The organism is Vagococcus changpingensis, assembly GCF_058211775.1.
Genome location: NZ_JBYVZB010000005.1, coordinates 1 through 17,425 on the forward strand (window position 1 = coordinate 1; position 17,425 = coordinate 17,425).

Sequence of the window (17,425 nt, forward strand, 5' to 3'; positions counted from 1 at the left end):
TAGTATTTGAGCCAGATGCTCCAATGGCTCCTGACAATGGGCTAGTATTTGAGCCAGATGCTCCAATGGCTCCTGACAATGGGCTTGTTTTTGAGCCAGATGCTCCAATGGCTCCTGACAATGGGCTTGTTTTTGAGCCAGATGCTCCAATGGCTCCTGACAATGGGCTTGTTTTTGAGCCAGATGCTCCAATGGCTCCTGACAATGGGCTAGTATTTGAATCAGATGCTCCAATGGCTCCTGACAATGGGCTAGTATTTGAATCAGATGCTCCAATGGCTCCTGACAATGGGCTTGTTTTTGAACCAGATGCTCCAATGGCTCCTGACAATGGGCTTGTTTTTGAACCAGATGCTCCGATGGCTCCTGACAATGGTCTAATGGAAGACCCAACTGCTCCTGGTATTGATTTAATTGTAAAACCAAGCACACCAGAAAATGAATTGGTATCATCTATTGTCAACAAACCTATAGTTTCTGAAGCAATCCAAACAATTGTGGTTCCAACAGCTACGACTACTTCATCGAAAGCTTCTGAATTACCACAAACGAGTGAAACAACGTCAAAAATGACTACATCTTTAATCGGCTTAGGTCTTTTAGGTTCGTCTGCTATTATTATTAGACGTCGTTCAATTAATGTAAGATAGATACATACATTAAAAGAGGCTGAGCCAAAAACCTTACCAAAAAGCAATCCCATGAAGTCAGTTTATTAAAAACTGACTTCATGGGATTACTTCTTTTGTTTGTTTAGTCATTTTCATTTAAAAAATTACTTTTGAGTCAGAATCTTTTTTAATAACTTTTATTTATATAATCCCCATACCTACAAACATACCTAAAATAAATGAGATAACCCATAGACTCCAAACACCTAAACTAAACTTATGAAACTGTTTCTTTGCTTTTTCAGAACCTTTTTTATACACAGCAATTGCCCAAATTAAATGAAAGCCCATCAAAACAAGTGCCGCACCACCAGTAATTTGGTGTAAACCAAAAGTTGATTCTGCATTTTCAGAAGCAATTTGATTCATCAAAGCTGTTCCTGTCGAGTCAAATATAAGCCCTCCAACAAAAAATAAAATATGTTTTAATTGGATAGTCCCCGTTCTTCTTTCACCAAATACTCCTATACTGTAAGATATTAAAGCAATAATCATAGCTATACTAGCTAAAATCAACTCTTTACTCATTATATTTCCCCTCTCGTAAATTGTTTGACCGGTGACACTTTGTCATTATAAAACTATGATAAGTGACAAAGTGTCACTAGTCAAACAAAAATATAAAATTAGGTGGTTTTCACATTTAATTTTAACTTTTTATTTCAATTATTTCTCTAATTGTTTATAGTAATCCGTTAATATTTCCTTATATGCTTTTAATACTTTTTGTATACTGTTTCCTGTTTCCATTCTCTTTATTTATTTTTTCTATTTTGAGATACTTTAGAAACTATTCATCAGATATTCTACTTGTTTGTTTTCTTGATTTACTGATAAATCCAAAATGTCAATGTATTTTCATCTTAGAGAATTTAATGTCTCTGGATTCTCAGAGAAAGTTTCTCCTGATAGACTTTAAAAGATTTCCATAACCAAGGACAATCTATCAATTAATAAATACATTTTAAGTATCTCTTCAATTAAGGCTAACAAAAACACTGGATACTTTTTTACCATTAGTCGTAAATTGTTTTCTGTCGTCTCTATATCTGATAAACCAACACCAACTATCATATCATTATTTTTATTATTGTTGACTAACACTGTTCTTCCACAAATTCGTCTACCTTTTTCCCTATACATGTACTGCTAACAAAACCAATCCTCATCATAAACAACAGCTCTATTTTAGTAATTCTTTTTTAATACTATTTAATTATGACAGCCACGTACTATGAAATATCTGTTTTTTTTAACATCTTTTAATATAATAAAAAATTCAAATGAAAGCCTTTCATTTGAATTTTTTAAGTGTTTTGATATATACTTAAGATACATCAATAGAAATAGGAGGAATTTAATATGACTGATACAGGTAAAGTTGACAAAGCGGTAGGTAAAGTTGAAGAAACTACAGGTGACATTACAAATAATGACAAGTTAAAAAATAAAGGTCTTTTAAAACAAGCTGAAGGCAAAGTAAAAGAAGTATCCTCTGAAATTAAAGAAAAAACAGAAGAAATAGTTGATGATGTTAAAGACAAATTTAAAGAACATGACGATAAAAAATAATTAATATAAAAGGGAAATCTTAGTGATAAGATTTCCCTTTTATATTTTTACACAAATCATTAATTATCAAATAACATCATTTTACATTTATAGTGTTTTTTTATACAATAATAATATACATATTCAATCTATTTATATGTTTTAAAAATAAAAAAAGGAGCGAATATAATGAAAATTATTATGGGAGCAGATCCTTCTGGTTTAGCGTTAAAAAATGAAGTAAAAAAACATTTATTGAACAAAGGACTTGAAATAACTGATATTACTGAGGATGATGATCAAGCATACTACTCTGTTGGTTTCGAAGTTGGAAAAGCGATAGCTAATAAAAAATACGATCGAGGTTTCATTTTTTGTGGTACTGGTATGGGCGTAAATATTGTAGCAAATAAGTTTAATGGTGTTTATTCTGCTTTATGCGAAAGTATTAAAACAGCAACCTTGTCTAGAAAAATAAATAATGCTAACGTGTTAGCAATGGGTGGCTTGATTATCACACCTTATTTAGCAAAAGAAATGGCAGATGCTTTCTTAGAAACAGACTTTTCTTATGGTTTTTCTGAAGGATCTCCTGAATATTTACAATCTTCATACAAAACTATACAAAATCTTGAACCAACTATTTTAAAAGAAAATAATTCTCTTTAACGTGTCAAATAAGATTACTTTTAAACTTATCCTAATAACTTTGTTTATTTGGATAAGTTTTATTATTTTCTGTAAAGTAATTTTCATTGGCGAACAAAAAAAGATTGGTGTTTATTTTAAGTTATCCACAAATATTTTATTCACAAAAAAACATTTATTTTTCAACGCTTATAAAAGTTATGCACAGTGTCCACAGACTTATCCACAATTTTTGTGTTAAATTTACACACGAACACTTAATTTCACTTAATTTACCTAAAATTGAAATTCTAATCCATCAACCTATATAAAGATAAAATGTGTCTATTAAAAAGTTATCCATACTTATCCACGGGAAATATGGACAAGTTATGTTTAAATTAGTAAGAGCAACATATCAATAGCATATCCAAAAAAATTTGTTATAATAAAAGCTAGTTTATTAACAAATATTTCGTTAATAATATATTAATAAAAGAAAAGAGGGAATCACATGCTTGCATTAAGAAATATCAAAAAATATTACACTGTTGGTGGTACGACAACAAAAGCACTCGATGGTGTCTCTGTATCGTTTAGGCGACAAGAATTTGTTGCAATATTAGGAGCAAGTGGTTCTGGTAAAACGACTTTACTCAATGTCATTGGTGGGCTAGATAATTACGATTCAGGTGATATGATTATCGATGGAAAATCCACAAAAGATTTTAAAGATAGTGATTGGGATGCTTATCGAAATAATTCAATAGGCTTTGTCTTCCAAAGTTATAATTTAATCAGTCATTTAGGAATTATCGAAAATGTCGAATTGGGGATGACTCTTAGTGGTGTATCAAAAGAAGAAAAAAGAAAACATGCAACAGCTGCCTTAGAAAGAGTGGGGCTTTCTGGTCATATGCATAAAAAACCCAATCAATTATCAGGTGGACAAATGCAACGTGTCGCGATTGCTCGAGCGCTTGCAAACAATCCAGATATTTTACTATGTGATGAGCCAACAGGAGCGTTAGATACAGAAACTAGTTTACAAATCATGAAGCTTATCAAGGAACTTTCTAAAGAAATATTAGTCATCATGGTCACACATAATCCTGAACTTGCTTATGACTATGCTGATCGTATTATCGAGTTTTCTGATGGAAAAATAAAAAATGATTCAAATCCCTATACTGAAGAAATATATGATACTAAATTTAAACTAAAACGAACTAAAATGAATTTTTTCACTGCGTTAAAATTATCCTTTAATAACTTACGTACAAAAAAGGGGAGAACATTACTAACTGCTTTTGCTTCAAGTATTGGAATCATTAGTATTGGAATTGTTTTGTCCCTATCTAATGGATTTCAAAAGCAAATTGATAAAACGCAAACAGAAACACTGGCCAAATTTCCTATTACCATTTCACAAATTACAACCGATCAAACTATCAATCAAAAAAATGCTTTAGGTAGTGATAAAGGCTCTTATTCTAATAAAAAAGAGATTACTCCTAAACAAAGTGAACAAGATAAAGCGCAACATATTAACCATATAGATCAAAAGTATATTGATTATATTAAAAAGATTAATCCATCACTAACAAATAATATAGGTTATTCTAGAACCGTTGCCATGAATATTTTAGGTGACGTTAATGGAGACATTAAACCTATCAGCTTTTCTAACGCCACACCAAACAGTGGTGGTTCTATGGAATCTGCTATGTCCTCAATGACAGGTATAGGAATTTCATCTTTTCCAACCAAACTTAACAATGACTCTAAAGACTTTTTAAAAGAAAATTATAATGTTATTGCAGGAGAATATCCAACCTCTGCAACAGATATTGTATTAATTGTTGATAGACAAAATGCAACCAATATCAATGCTTTGAAAAATATTGGATTAAATGTTAAAGAAAATGAACCACTCCCATTTGGTGACATTGTTGGAAAAGAATTTAAATTAATTTCTAACAATACATATTATCAAAAAATTCCGACTGGTAATTTTATTCCAAATACTGATTATCAAAAAATGTACGACAATACTAGTAACACTACTATTCACGTAAGCGGAATTTTACGTGTTAAATCTTCCTCTAGTATGAATTTACTCTCACCAGGATTTGCCTATAGTAATGAACTAACAGCTAAAATTGTAGATGAAAATGAGCAATCAGACATTGTCAAAGCACAACGAGATAGTAACAAAAACGTGATGAATAATGAATCTCTTGATGCTCAAGCTAAAGATAATCTACTTGCTTATCTTGGTGGTACTAATATTCCATCTAGTATTTTAATTTATCCAAATAACTTTAGTGACAAAGAACAAATTTTAGCGTATCTAGATAAATACAATAAAGGTAAAGATAAAGAAGACCGGATTTTATACACTGATTTAGCTGGAACTATGACACAACTAACTGGTGGTTTGATGGATGCGATCACTTACGTTTTAATTGCCTTTGCGGGAATTTCCCTTGTTACTAGTATGATTATGATTGGTATCATCACTTATACATCTGTTCTTGAGAGAACAAAAGAAATTGGTGTCTTAAAGGCTTTAGGGGCTAGAAAAAAAGATATCACGCGTGTATTTGATGCTGAAACCTGTATTTTAGGTATCGCCTCTGGTTCACTAGGTGTTCTCATTGCTTACGCTTCTACGTTCCCTATCAATAATTTATTATATAAATTAACTGACTTAAAAAATGTGGCACAATTAAATCCAAAACATGCGTTGATTTTAGTCATTATTTCAACCATTTTAACCATGCTTGGTGGGCATATCCCAGCAAAAATCGCAGCGAAAAAAGATGCTGCTATTGCCTTAAGAGCAGATTAATGAATCAATACTAAAAGAGTCCTTTCATTAAGGGACTCTTTTTTATGTTATAGTTTCTCTAAAAAAGTTATTTATAAAAAAGAAAAAATAATTATTACTATATTCTTGATATTCTACATAAACAAGCTAACTTTTGGACGCTAAATAGTATGGCAGATATTAATAAGGCTATTAATCTTGGATCCGATTCTTATTTTACAAACTATACAGCAAAATCTATTGAACTCGAAAAAAAAAGCACATGCTTCTTTCATTAAAATAAAATCCCATCAGTTCAATCATGAACTGATGGGATTTTATTTATTATTTAATTAAACGATAAATCGCATCAGCGTAAATCACTGTTGCATTAATTAAATCATCAACTGAAATAAATTCATTTTTTTGGTGCATTGTATCGATACTATCTGGGAACATGGCGCCATAAGCAACGCCACGTTCTAATAAACGACCAAATGTTCCACCACCGATAACTTGTTCATGACCTTTAAGACCAGTATGGTCTTCGTAAACATCTAATAAAGTTTTCACCAATGGATCTTCTGGTGATACATAGTGAGGACCTTTTCCACCAGGTTTTTGAATCACTTTAGCTGATGTATTGGCTGTTTTTTCAGAAATGCGATCAAAAATCATCTCTTCAGTTAACCCTTTAGGATAACGGAAGTTCAATGTGATTATGTTGTCATCTCTTGAAGAATCAAATTTGAACACACCAGCATTCATTGTTAAATCTCCCATAACATCATCAACATGATTCACACCAAAGTTTTTACCTTCAGTATCAGTATGGACATAATCTGCAATCGTTGTTAGGTAATCTTTTGCTGAACCTGAAAAATCATAGAAGCTTAAGAAGTTTGCTAAATAAGTTCCGGCATTAATTCCTTTACTTGGCATTGCTCCATGAGCTGCTTTACCATGAACAGTCAATGTTGCAGTTGAACCAACCACTTCAATATCACCTGTTACAGGTGCAGTTGTTAAATATTCTTCAAATTCTTTTTCAAATGCATTAATATCACCTGAAATCTCAACAACAGCAGTTGCTATTTCTGGTACCATGTTATCACGCATACCTGAATCAAATTTAACTAATGTTAAGTTCCCTTCATTTTTACCAGGATACTCAATTAAAATGGTTGTATTTCCTTTTTCACCATTGATGATAGGAAATTCTGCATCTGGTGAGAAACCAAAATCTGGTGTCTCTTCCACTTCTAAGTAGTGGTCCATACATTTCCATTCACTTTCCTCATCTGTTCCAATAATGACACGTGTTTTTTTGGAAACTGGTAATCCTAACTCTTTGATAATTTTTAAGGCATAGTAAGCAGCCATTGTAGGCCCTTTATCATCACTAGCACCACGCGCATAAATACGTCCATCTTTTTCTACTGGTTCAAAGGGATCTGTATCCCAACCTGGTCCAACTGGTACCACATCAACGTGACCAAATACCCCTAATGTTTCATCGCCTTCACCAAATTCAATGTGACCTGCAATGTTATCAACATTTTTAGTCAAGAAACCATCACGTTCTCCTAATTCTAAAAATTTTAATAACGCTGCTTTTGGTCCAGGACCAACTGGTGCATCTTCTGTCGCTAAATCATCTTCTCTAACACTAGGAATACTTAGTAGCGTAAATAAATCTTTCATTAAGTCTTCGCGACGAGCTTCGACTTCTTTTCTCCAATCGATTGTCATACAAAAATACCTCCTGTTGATTTTATCTTACTTTATCATATCATTTTTTTAATGTTTTAGATAATATAATTTAGGATTTAAGCGAGTTTATTCGTTATTTTTTAACAATTTCAGCTCATTTTCAGTTAATGGACGATACTTTCCTCTAAGTAACTCTGTATCTAATATCAGATTAGCCATTTCAAGCCTTTCAAGCTCTATTACTTTTTTTCCAACAGCACCTACCATACGTTTGACTTGATGATATTTTCCTTCCATAATTTCTAATTGAATGATACTTTGTTCTTTTTTCTCATCAACAGATAAAATGGTTAACTTAGCTGGCAAACACTCATCCCCATCTAATCGAATTACTCCCTTAGAAAAAACATCGATATCTTCATCTGTCATTTTTCCTTGAACTAATGCTTGATACAATTTAGGCACTTTCTTTTTAGGAGACAATAATTCATGTGCTAATGCCCCATCATTCGTCAATAATAACAGCCCCGTTGTATCTTTATCTAGTCGTCCCACTGGAAATAATCCCTTTTTATAATCATCTACTTTGACTAAATCAATCACTGTTCGAGAGGATGCGTCCTCTGTCGCAGAAATAACTCCTTTTGGTTTATTCAACATGTAATAAACATATTTTTCGTATAAAACGGGTTGGCCATCGACGCAGACCTCATCCTCATTTTCATTAACTGAAAATTTAGCATCTCTTACCATCGTTTGATTGACCGTCACTCGCTTTTTCTTCAGTAACTCTTTTACTTCTTTCCGACTACCAAATCCTGTATGACTTAAAAACTTATCTAAACGCATCTATTTCTTCTCCTAATGCAAGAAAGAACACCTAAATAGATGTTCTTCCTGTTTATTTTATTCTAAATTTCCGACGATATTTTCGTGCTTTGGGGCCAAGTAATTGATCTGCTAATCTTACGCGTAGTACTAACCAGCCATAACTGATAATACCAAACACCACACATATCATAATAATAATAAAGGCTTGAAATTTTCTATCAGGATTTAATATCGTGTATAGGCCACTTCTGACAAGCCAAGTAACAAATGACATGATTGCACCTAAGATCATGATTAGTAAGATTCTTTTGGCTGTAATTGATAAATCAAACTTGGTAATTCGGTAAATCGAACGCGTCATAAACATTGCAGCTACACCTAAACCAATAGCTGTCGCAATGAGTGGTCCATATGTTTCAAACATACGAATCATTGGGTATTGTAGAACTAATTTTATTACTAGTCCCATACCTAATAACAAGATAGCTTCTCGATTTTGATACAATCCTTGTAATGTTGTTGAAATCAGAATAAAGTATCCCATTACAAGACCAACTAAACTAGCTTCAATCAGCACACTCACGCCCAGTGTTTCTGGTATATAAAATAAAGCGTACATTGGTCTTGCTAAAACAATCATTCCTAATGTCGCTGGTACCATGATGAAAAGTAGCAGCTGAATGTTATCACTAATTAACTTAGCTAATTCAGTTTTTTCATTTTTGGTATAAGCTGCTGTCACAAGGGGCAAACTTGTCATAGCCATACCTGTAGCCAAAGACACCGTAATCATAACCAATTTATCAGGGTTTGCACTAAAAATACTAAACAAAGCTTGCAATTGTTTCGGTGAATAATTTGTAAAACTTGCCATCATTCTTTCAAATGTGTATTGGTCAACCAACTTAAACAAGGTAATGGCAGAACCCACGATAATAAACGGAATTGCTTGTTTAATCATCTCTTTAATCAAAAGATTTTCAGATATTTCTACCTCATTATTACTATTGTCAACCAAGTAATTCATACGTGATTTTTGTTTACTATAAAACCAAATTAATGCAGCAAATGCACCAAGCATTCCAATAAACGCAGCAAAGGTTGATTGGATAACAGCATCAACATAATCACCTGTCGTCACTTTCATAATAATAAACGTCATCAGAAGCATATAAAATACTCGGGCAATCTGTTCAATAATTTGTGATACCGCAGAAGGCATCATATTTTGATTCCCTTGAAAATACCCACGAATGACACTCATCATTGGAAAAATCAAGATAGCTGAACTTAAAGCTCGCATCACTGGAATTAAATCAGCGTTTCCATCCGCCAAAATTGGTGCAAACAAATACATAACTCCCGAACAGGCAACGCCAAACACACCCATTATTACCATCGTCCGTCTAAATAACCGTCGGCTAATACCATACTCATTTAACGAATTATAGTGTGAAATTTGTTTTGCAATCGCACCTGGAATACCAGCTGTTGCGATCATTAAAAACAAGGCGTAAATGTTATACCCTTTATTAAATAAGGCGTTTGCTATATTAGCATCCGTGCCCATCCATGCATACCATGGGATGACATACGCTGCACCTAGTAATCTAGAAAAAACATTTCCTATTGTCATCCATAAAGAGCCACGAACCATTTTTTCCTTTGCATTCAACTCTTTTTCAGTCTCCTCAAAAGAAGTGTTTTGATTTGGCATGATTCTAACCAACTTTCTTCATTATACTGCTCTAATTGTATCGACAATTGTACGTTTATGCAAACACTTTTAATGGATTTAAACGTATTCTTAACTTTAATTAGCCACAATATTAACTAATTTATTTGGTACAACAATCACTTTACGAATCGTTTTTCCATCAAGTTGACCTTTCACCGCATTATTTTCCATAGCGATCGTTTCTAACTCCTCTTTGGATAGATCACGAGCAACTACTTCTTTCCCACGAACTTTTCCATTTACTTGGAAAATTACTTCAATTGTGTCTTCAACTAAGGCTGATTCATCATAAGTTGGCCAAGCGACATAACTGATAGATCCTTCATTTCCCATTCTTTCCCATAATTCTTCTGAGAGGAATGGGGCAACAGGCGCTAATAATTGTAAGAAACCATTCATATACTCAACAGGTAATGCTTCTGCTTTATAAGCTTCATTTACAAATGTCATTAATTGAGAAATCGCTGTATTAAAATGTAGGTTCGTATAATCTTCTGTCACTTTTTTCACTGTTTGATGATACACTTTTGTCAATGCTTCGTCATTGTGTTTCGTGATACGATCGCGTAAGACAAAGTTTTCGTCGATAAACAAACGCCATACACGGTCTAAGAATTTACGGCTTCCTTCTAACCCTTTTTCGCTCCATGCAATTGAGCCATCAAGTGGTCCCATAAACATTTCGTATAAACGCAAGGTATCTGCACCATATTGCTCTACGATATCATCAGGGTTAACCACATTTCCTTTTGATTTCGACATTTTTTCATTGTTTTCACCTAAAATCATGCCTTGATTATATAATGTTTGGAATGGTTCTTTTGTTTCCACTACTCCAATATCATATAAGAATTTATGCCAGAAACGAGCATATAGTAAATGAAGTACTGCATGTTCTGCTCCACCTAAATAAACGTCAACAGGCATCCATTCTTTTAGTTTTTCTGGATCTGCTAGTTGTTCGTCATTATGTGGGTCAATAAAACGCAAGTAGTACCATGAGCTACCTGCCCATTGTGGCATAGTATTCGTTTCACGGCGACCTTTCATGCCAGTTTTTTCATCTACAACATTAATCCACTCCGTCATATTAGCTAATGGCGATTCACCTGTTCCACTAGGTTTAATATCATTTGATTTCGGCAATACTAATGGCAACTCCTCTTCAGGAACAGCTGTCATCGTACCATCTTCCCAATGAATAATTGGAATAGGTTCACCCCAATAACGTTGGCGAGAGAATAACCAGTCACGCAAACGATAACTTGTTTTTTGTTCACCGATGCCTTCTTTTTCCAACCACTTAATCATTGTTTCAATACCATCTTCTTTATTCATACCATCTAAGAAGTCTGAATTAATATGGTCGCCATCTCCTGTGTAGGCTTCACTTGACACATCTCCACCAGCTACAACAGGAACAATGTCTAAATCAAATGTTTTCGCAAATTCATAATCACGTTCGTCATGAGCTGGAACGGCCATGATCGCCCCTGTTCCATAAGTTGATAGCACATAATCTGCAATCCAAATAGGGATTTCTTTACCATTCACTGGGTTTACTGCATAAGCCCCAGTAAAGACACCTGTTTTTTCTTTTGATAACTCAGTACGATCTAAATCTGTTTTCTTTTCAGTTTCTTTGATATAAGCATCCACTGCATCTTTTTGTTCTGGTGTCACAATTTCTTGAACCAGTGGAAGCTCAGGTGCCATAACAGCATAAGTTGCACCAAATAATGTATCAGGACGCGTTGTAAATACTGTGAATTGTTTGTCTGTTCCTTTAATGTCAAAATTAACATTCGCTCCTTCAGAACGACCAATCCAATGACGTTGCATCTCTTTAATACTCTCTGGCCAATCAATCAACTCTAAATCATCAATTAAACGATCCGCATAAGCCGTAATACGTAACATCCATTGTTTCATTGGAACACGATATACAGGATGATCGCCACGCTCTGATTTTCCATCAATGACTTCTTCATTAGCCAATACGGTTCCTAAAGCTGGACACCAGTTAACCGGTACTTCCGCTTCATAGGCTAGCCCTTTTTCAAACATTTTAGTAAAAATCCATTGCGTCCATTTGTAGTATGAAGGGTCTGTGGTATTAATTTCACGATTCCAATCAAAACTAAAGCCTAATGCATCAAATTGACGTTTAAAGGTTTGAATATTTTTTTCAGTAAATTCAGCTGGGTCATTTCCTGTGTCCAAAGCATATTGTTCAGCAGGTAACCCAAACGCATCCCACCCCATTGGATGTAGCACGTTAAATCCTTGCGCTCGTTTCATGCGAGATAATACATCTGTTGAGGTATACCCTTTTGGATGCCCTACATGTAACCCCTGTCCTGAAGGGTAAGGAAACATATCTAGTGCATAAAAATTTGGTTTATCTGTTTCTTCACCTGTTTTAAATATCTGATTTTTTTTCCAATAGTTACGCCATTTCTCTTCGATTTGTAGATGATTATATGCCATGAATTTTCCTCCTAAAATTTTATGTAAAAAAACGTCCTATAAAAACACTCTCGTGTTTTTATAGGACGTTGACTGACGTGGTACCACCTAAATTTGTGCCTAGCTATACTAGAACACCTCTAATCCATGTTAACGAAAATAGATTTTCCGACAAGTAACTCTTTCTTAAGACAAGTTCAAATAGTCCATTTGCATGTTTCCACCAACCACATACTCTCTTAAAAACTTTCTATTTTACTACTTCTTACCTACTTGTTTTTATATTATTACGTTAATCATATCAAATGAATGTTACTTTGACAACTAGCTTACTCGTAAGATTTGATTTGCGTAAATAATGTTCGTTGATAAGTTATTCCAATCTTTAATTTGAGACACGCTCACATTATATTTTTGTGATAACAGCCATAGTGATTCACCTGGCATCACAGTATGTCGTATGTTTTTTGATGTTACAACACTTGTCATTCTTGGTAACGTTAAAACTTGACCAACATAAATGAAATCACTCGTTAAATTATTTGCCTGCTTCAACGCTTGAACAGTTGTTTTATTGTTTAAAGCTATTCGGTAAAGTGTGTCGCCACTTTTGACTTGATAATTTGATACATTATTATTTGTTGATGTTGTTATAGATGTTGATGCATTTTTTTTAGTTCCTTGACCAATTTTTAGAGTTTGACCAATGTAGATTAAATCACTCGTCAAATTATTCCATTTTTTAATATCATTGATTGATACATTGTATCTCAAACCAATCCCATACAATGTATCTCCACTTTTAACTGTGTGGGTTGCTTGAGTAACAGATTGCTGTGTCGTATTTGTTGACGAATTTGATGACGTCACAGTCTGAGTCTGTTTCGTTATTTTTAAAGATTGACCAACATAAATTGTATCACTCGTTAAATTATTTAGTGATTTAATTTCTTGTACACTTAGCCCATATTTTAATCCAAGACCATACAATGTATCCCCACTCTTAACCGTATACTTAGATGACGAATTGCCACTACCACCGTTAGAAGTATTTGGTTTAGACTGGTTATTAGAACCCGTACTTGGTTTATTGGAACTATTTGAGATGTTTGATTGACTTCCACTAACTGTCAATTGTTGCCCAATATGAATCATATCACTTGTTAACCCATTTAATCTTTTAAGCTCTTGAACTGTCATACCATGATTTAGCGCGATTCTATAAAGTGTATCCCCGCTCTTAACCGTATACTTAGATGACGAATTACTACTACCACTATTAGAAGTATTTGGTTTAGATTGATTATTAGAACCCGTACTTGGTTTATTAGAATTACTTGATGTATTTGATTGACTTCCACTAACTGTCAATTGTTGGCCAACACGAATCATATCACTTGTTAACCCATTTAATCTTTTAAGCTCTTGAACTGTCATACCATGATTTAACGCGATTCTATAAAGTGTATCCCCACTTTTGACCGTATAGGTTCCTGAATTACCCGTTGAAGAACCTGATCCATTATTTCCAGGTGAAGAACCAGGTGCTGTCACAGTTGGCGTTGTCACAGGACCACTATAATTTGCGTCATCATACTGCGTTAAATTATATGTCACAATTAAATTATTTAATTTAGTATTATACATAGGATCAGTTGCATATTTACCGGTTAACCATTTCGTCGCATCTACATAAGAACGCGTATTCGATTTCCAAGCTCCAGCGTAAAAATATACTCCTGGAGAGAACGATGTTGTTTTTAATACTCTTGCATTATCTTCTAGAGATTCGCGATAAGAGGGATATTTTCTAAACGCATCATTAATAGTGACATACTGTCCACCATAAAATTCTTGAGTTGCCATTGTAACAGATTGACCATTGTAAGTGCCTTTAATTCCAAATAAGTTATGATTTGGTGGCAATGATAGTGTACTTGATCCATAACCACTTTCTAAAATAGCCTGAGCAATCATTACAGAGGCATATAAATCGTTTGCGGCTGCGACGCTTTGAGCGTGAGATGCGATACTATCAATAAAGGCTGCTTGCGGTGTTGCTGCCCTTAAAGTCGCCACTTTTGGAGTTGGCATAACAAAGTTTGCGGCTTTCACTACTTCTTTTGGCTCGTCTTTTGCTTCGTATTTTACTTCATCTTTTACTTCATCTTTTGCTTCATCTTCTACTTCATCTTTTGCTTCATCTTTTGCTTCCTCTTTTACTTCGCCTTTTTTTATGACTTGAGTTGATTCTTTTGTATCGGACGAATCTGTTTGAGCAGAATCAGTACCCTGTGCATGTTCAACTGACTGATTAGTCTCAAGCTGATTTTGTGAGTCTTTGCTTAAAGAGCTATCTTCCAATTTATCTGATAAATTATCACTTACATCAGTCACACTTTCGACTGGTACTTCCTCTTTTTTGGAATTAGCGATGACTTTAATAGACTTTGTCATTACGCTTTTCCCAATAGACATGGCCACTGTCTGATCTGATAAATCAGCTTTTTTAAAATCTACAGAGATAGAGATGATGGCCTTAGTAAACTGTTTTTCTGTAAAAATTAAATGTAATTGATTCATATCATGATTTACTTCATAATGACCAATAATTCTTCCGGTTTCATCTTTAATAGCTACATCAGCATTCGTCATATTTATAATAGTATTAGCTGACACTTGAACAAAAGTGTCCAGTTGTTCTGGCTGATGAGATTCTAAAGTGAGTGTTAAATCAAGTGGCGAGGCATTTTCTGTCCACTCATTGTTTCCATTTAGAGATGATACTGTCCATGACGATGCCTCATCTAGTTCATTCTTACTAGACAACTCATCTTGCGTGGTGGATGTATCATGATTTACATTTTCTGAAGCAAGAGCCGTGATACCTGGCAAAATGGTTGTAGAGGTTAACAAGACTGTTCCAAATAGCGATGCGTGACGAATCATTGGCTGGTTTACAAGTAATTTATTTTTTTTCATTCTAGATTTTTTCTCCTATTTTTTATTTAATTGTTCTAAAAACACTAATTTATTATTTTATACAGGAAAAGCACATTAAACGTGTATTAATTATTTGTTAATACAATTTATCTATCACTACTATTAAATCATCAAAAAAAATTATTAGCAAGAAAAGTCACTAATTTTTTTAACGTAATATTTTTAATATAACTTAGCGTGTTTTTATAAATCCTTATAACAGACACTCATACTTTAGGCCGATTTTTATCTCTCCATCTTGTTATAGATAGGGTTTGACGGTATATTGAATTTAGTTATAATTAAAGAAGGAGATACGTATGAATAAAGAGCATTTTTTTATAGAGTTAAAGCTCTATTTAAATCAATTATCTAAAGAAGAACAACAAACCATTATTAATACTTATGAACGCATATTTGATGCAAAAACTGCTCAAGGGTTATCCGAATATGAAATCACACAAATACTTCCATCACCAAAACATATTGCTCAGTCAGTTCTAGAAGAGTTAGGTTTATCCTTTAATAATCAGCCAACTTATAATGATGATTGGGTCGAAATCACACACGATATACCTTATCCGTTTCACACATCTAATCAATATACCCAATCTGATTCTAAAGCTACACGCCTTTTTCAATTACTTGGTTTAGGTATATTAAATTTATTTTTTATGTTTTGGATTATCTTATTAATTACTATATTGTTAGTCAGCGGATGGATTGTAATTGTTAGTTTTATAGGTAGTCCTCTTGCTAGTCTATTCTTATTAGGAACTGCGGTGACTACCTATGCTTGGCTCCAATTTTTCATTACATTGATTTTATTTGGAATTGGACTCCTAGGCTTTATTATTATGAAACCAATTACTAAAGGGGCTGTTAAGCTATTCTTGATTTACCATAAATGGTGTTGGTCTATCTTAAAAGGAGGAACATACTCATGAAAAAGCGAACTTTTTTCGCCATCATTATTGCCATCCTCTTTATTATCATAGGAGGTGCAGGAACAGCTTTTACACAAAGACAACTTATCAACGAACGCGACCAGAATGCTATTAATAAAAAAATTCCAACGAAGGAGAATAAAACGCTAAATATTAATTTCAACTCACCTACATTCGTCACTATCACAAAATCAGATGATAATAACATCTATATGAATAAACAAGGAGTTGATTTTAAATTAGACAAAAAAAAACAAGTTGATTGCACGTTTACCGAAGAAAAAGACCTCTCCGCTTTAACCATTAATAATCCAACAGTAAGTAGTGAAAAACGTTACCCATTTTCAATTATTAATTTTAATAATTATACAGATGATACCGTCTACTTACGAATTCCACAACATTATGAATCTATCAATATAAATGGAAAAAATATAAATGTGTCTATGTCTGATCTCTCTGTAGATAAAATAAATTTTGATATTTCAAATGGAAGTATCTTTGTACAAAATATTCGCTCAAATGACATCTCACAAATAAAAAATGACGTTGATTTTACAATCCAAGACTCTAAAATCTTAGATACACTAACAGCTACATCTAAACAATATGATATTAACGTGATTAATACAACGGCAAAACATATGGTACTATCAACTGAAATGGGGGATATCTTCACAGGAAATACAAAAGGAGACATGGACATCTCATCTAAAGATGGTGATGTATCAATCAACCATACAACTGGTAAAACTAACATCACAACAAACCATGGTGATATTCTATTTCACGATAATGCCATTGATTTTGATACAACGCTCACTTCTAGCAATGGAGATATTAAAATTGAAACAGATAAATCTTCCATTCAAAACAATCGGATAGAATTCGAAGCCACTCTGGGAGATATTTCAATTTTTAATAAAAATTTATCTTCTGATAGAAAATATAAAACAAATAAAGGAAAAATAAGTCTTCAAGCCTCTACTAAAAATGGAGAAATTGACGTAGATGAGCTAGATAGTGAAGATACACATTATGGTTACGACTAAACCATGGTATAATTAACAGGCTTTGTTATTTC

Annotated in this window: 13 protein-coding genes; 6 read left to right on the top strand and 7 right to left on the bottom strand. The window is 33.5% G+C overall.

Going from position 1 to position 17,425, the window contains the following annotated elements; genetic code table 11:
• The coding region (locus AC37UB_RS08930) for an LPXTG cell wall anchor domain-containing protein (protein WP_490685624.1) at positions 1 to 650 on the top strand (650 nt) is incomplete at its 5' end.
• Between the two features lie 162 nt (positions 651 to 812).
• On the opposite strand, the gene AC37UB_RS08935 is transcribed toward AC37UB_RS08930, so the two are convergent.
• Positions 813 to 1,199, bottom strand: coding sequence for an HsmA family protein (locus tag AC37UB_RS08935; protein WP_117973852.1), 387 nt, complete (start codon positions 1,197 to 1,199; stop codon positions 813 to 815).
• Positions 1,200 to 1,586: 387 nt separating this feature from the next.
• Positions 1,587 to 1,814, bottom strand: coding sequence for a hypothetical protein (locus AC37UB_RS08940; protein ID WP_117973850.1), 228 nt, complete (start codon positions 1,812 to 1,814; stop codon positions 1,587 to 1,589).
• A 219-nt stretch (positions 1,815 to 2,033) separates the two neighbouring features.
• Here AC37UB_RS08940 and AC37UB_RS08945 point away from each other — a divergent pair, with 219 nt between their 5' ends.
• The 3 genes from AC37UB_RS08945 (at position 2,034) to AC37UB_RS08955 (ending at position 5,703) form a co-directional block, all read left to right on the top strand.
• On the top strand, positions 2,034 to 2,243 hold the full coding sequence (locus tag AC37UB_RS08945) for a CsbD family protein (protein WP_241699658.1): 210 nt from the start codon (positions 2,034 to 2,036) through the stop codon (positions 2,241 to 2,243).
• A gap of 168 nt (positions 2,244 to 2,411) precedes the next feature.
• Positions 2,412 to 2,891: an RpiB/LacA/LacB family sugar-phosphate isomerase gene (locus AC37UB_RS08950; protein WP_241699659.1), complete on the top strand. Its 480-nt coding sequence runs from the start codon at positions 2,412 to 2,414 to the stop codon at positions 2,889 to 2,891.
• Positions 2,892 to 3,363: 472 nt separating this feature from the next.
• Positions 3,364 to 5,703: an ABC transporter ATP-binding protein/permease gene (locus AC37UB_RS08955; RefSeq protein WP_490685625.1), complete on the top strand. Its 2,340-nt coding sequence runs from the start codon at positions 3,364 to 3,366 to the stop codon at positions 5,701 to 5,703.
• Between the two features lie 303 nt (positions 5,704 to 6,006).
• Here AC37UB_RS08955 and pepV read toward each other — a convergent pair whose 3' ends face one another.
• The 5 genes from pepV to AC37UB_RS08980 all read right to left on the bottom strand — a co-directional run bounded on the left by pepV (position 6,007) and on the right by AC37UB_RS08980 (position 15,394).
• Positions 6,007 to 7,413, bottom strand: coding sequence for a dipeptidase PepV (pepV, locus tag AC37UB_RS08960; RefSeq protein ID WP_490685626.1), 1,407 nt, complete (start codon positions 7,411 to 7,413; stop codon positions 6,007 to 6,009).
• Positions 7,414 to 7,500: 87 nt separating this feature from the next.
• Positions 7,501 to 8,223, bottom strand: a complete 723-nt coding sequence (locus AC37UB_RS08965) for a pseudouridine synthase (RefSeq protein ID WP_117973842.1) — start codon at positions 8,221 to 8,223, stop codon at positions 7,501 to 7,503.
• 52 nt (positions 8,224 to 8,275) lie between these two features.
• Positions 8,276 to 9,922 carry a putative polysaccharide biosynthesis protein gene (locus AC37UB_RS08970; protein WP_242093960.1) on the bottom strand — a complete coding sequence of 549 codons (1,647 nt, stop codon included), beginning with the start codon at positions 9,920 to 9,922 and terminating at the stop codon, positions 8,276 to 8,278.
• A gap of 96 nt (positions 9,923 to 10,018) precedes the next feature.
• Positions 10,019 to 12,433, bottom strand: coding sequence for a leucine--tRNA ligase (gene leuS / locus AC37UB_RS08975; protein ID WP_117973839.1), 2,415 nt, complete (start codon positions 12,431 to 12,433; stop codon positions 10,019 to 10,021).
• Between the two features lie 303 nt (positions 12,434 to 12,736).
• A complete protein-coding gene (locus AC37UB_RS08980; RefSeq protein ID WP_490685627.1) occupies positions 12,737 to 15,394 on the bottom strand; it encodes a LysM peptidoglycan-binding domain-containing protein in 2,658 nt (885 codons plus the stop codon).
• Between the two features lie 320 nt (positions 15,395 to 15,714).
• On the opposite strand from AC37UB_RS08980, the gene AC37UB_RS08985 reads away from it, so the two are divergent.
• Positions 15,715 to 16,341: a DUF1700 domain-containing protein gene (locus AC37UB_RS08985; protein ID WP_117973835.1), complete on the top strand. Its 627-nt coding sequence runs from the start codon at positions 15,715 to 15,717 to the stop codon at positions 16,339 to 16,341.
• Positions 16,338 to 17,393 carry a DUF4097 family beta strand repeat-containing protein gene (locus tag AC37UB_RS08990; RefSeq protein ID WP_158559461.1) on the top strand — a complete coding sequence of 352 codons (1,056 nt, stop codon included), beginning with the start codon at positions 16,338 to 16,340 and terminating at the stop codon, positions 17,391 to 17,393. The genes AC37UB_RS08985 and AC37UB_RS08990 overlap by 4 nt, the downstream gene beginning before the upstream one ends.
• The last annotated feature ends 32 nt before the right edge of the window (positions 17,394 to 17,425 follow it).

Coding starts and splice junctions, on each gene's coding strand:
- AC37UB_RS08985 (WP_117973835.1), top strand. CDS start 15,715: ATGAATAAAGAGCATTTTTTTATAGAGTTAAAGCTCTATTTAAATCAA.
- AC37UB_RS08990 (WP_158559461.1), top strand. CDS start 16,338: ATGAAAAAGCGAACTTTTTTCGCCATCATTATTGCCATCCTCTTTATT.
- AC37UB_RS08940 (WP_117973850.1), bottom strand. CDS start 1,814: ATGTATAGGGAAAAAGGTAGACGAATTTGTGGAAGAACAGTGTTAGTC.
- pepV (WP_490685626.1), bottom strand. CDS start 7,413: ATGACAATCGATTGGAGAAAAGAAGTCGAAGCTCGTCGCGAAGACTTA.
- AC37UB_RS08935 (WP_117973852.1), bottom strand. CDS start 1,199: ATGAGTAAAGAGTTGATTTTAGCTAGTATAGCTATGATTATTGCTTTA.
- leuS (WP_117973839.1), bottom strand. CDS start 12,433: ATGGCATATAATCATCTACAAATCGAAGAGAAATGGCGTAACTATTGG.
- AC37UB_RS08950 (WP_241699659.1), top strand. CDS start 2,412: ATGAAAATTATTATGGGAGCAGATCCTTCTGGTTTAGCGTTAAAAAAT.
- AC37UB_RS08955 (WP_490685625.1), top strand. CDS start 3,364: ATGCTTGCATTAAGAAATATCAAAAAATATTACACTGTTGGTGGTACG.
- AC37UB_RS08965 (WP_117973842.1), bottom strand. CDS start 8,223: ATGCGTTTAGATAAGTTTTTAAGTCATACAGGATTTGGTAGTCGGAAA.
- AC37UB_RS08945 (WP_241699658.1), top strand. CDS start 2,034: ATGACTGATACAGGTAAAGTTGACAAAGCGGTAGGTAAAGTTGAAGAA.
- AC37UB_RS08980 (WP_490685627.1), bottom strand. CDS start 15,394: ATGAAAAAAAATAAATTACTTGTAAACCAGCCAATGATTCGTCACGCA.
- AC37UB_RS08970 (WP_242093960.1), bottom strand. CDS start 9,922: ATGCCAAATCAAAACACTTCTTTTGAGGAGACTGAAAAAGAGTTGAAT.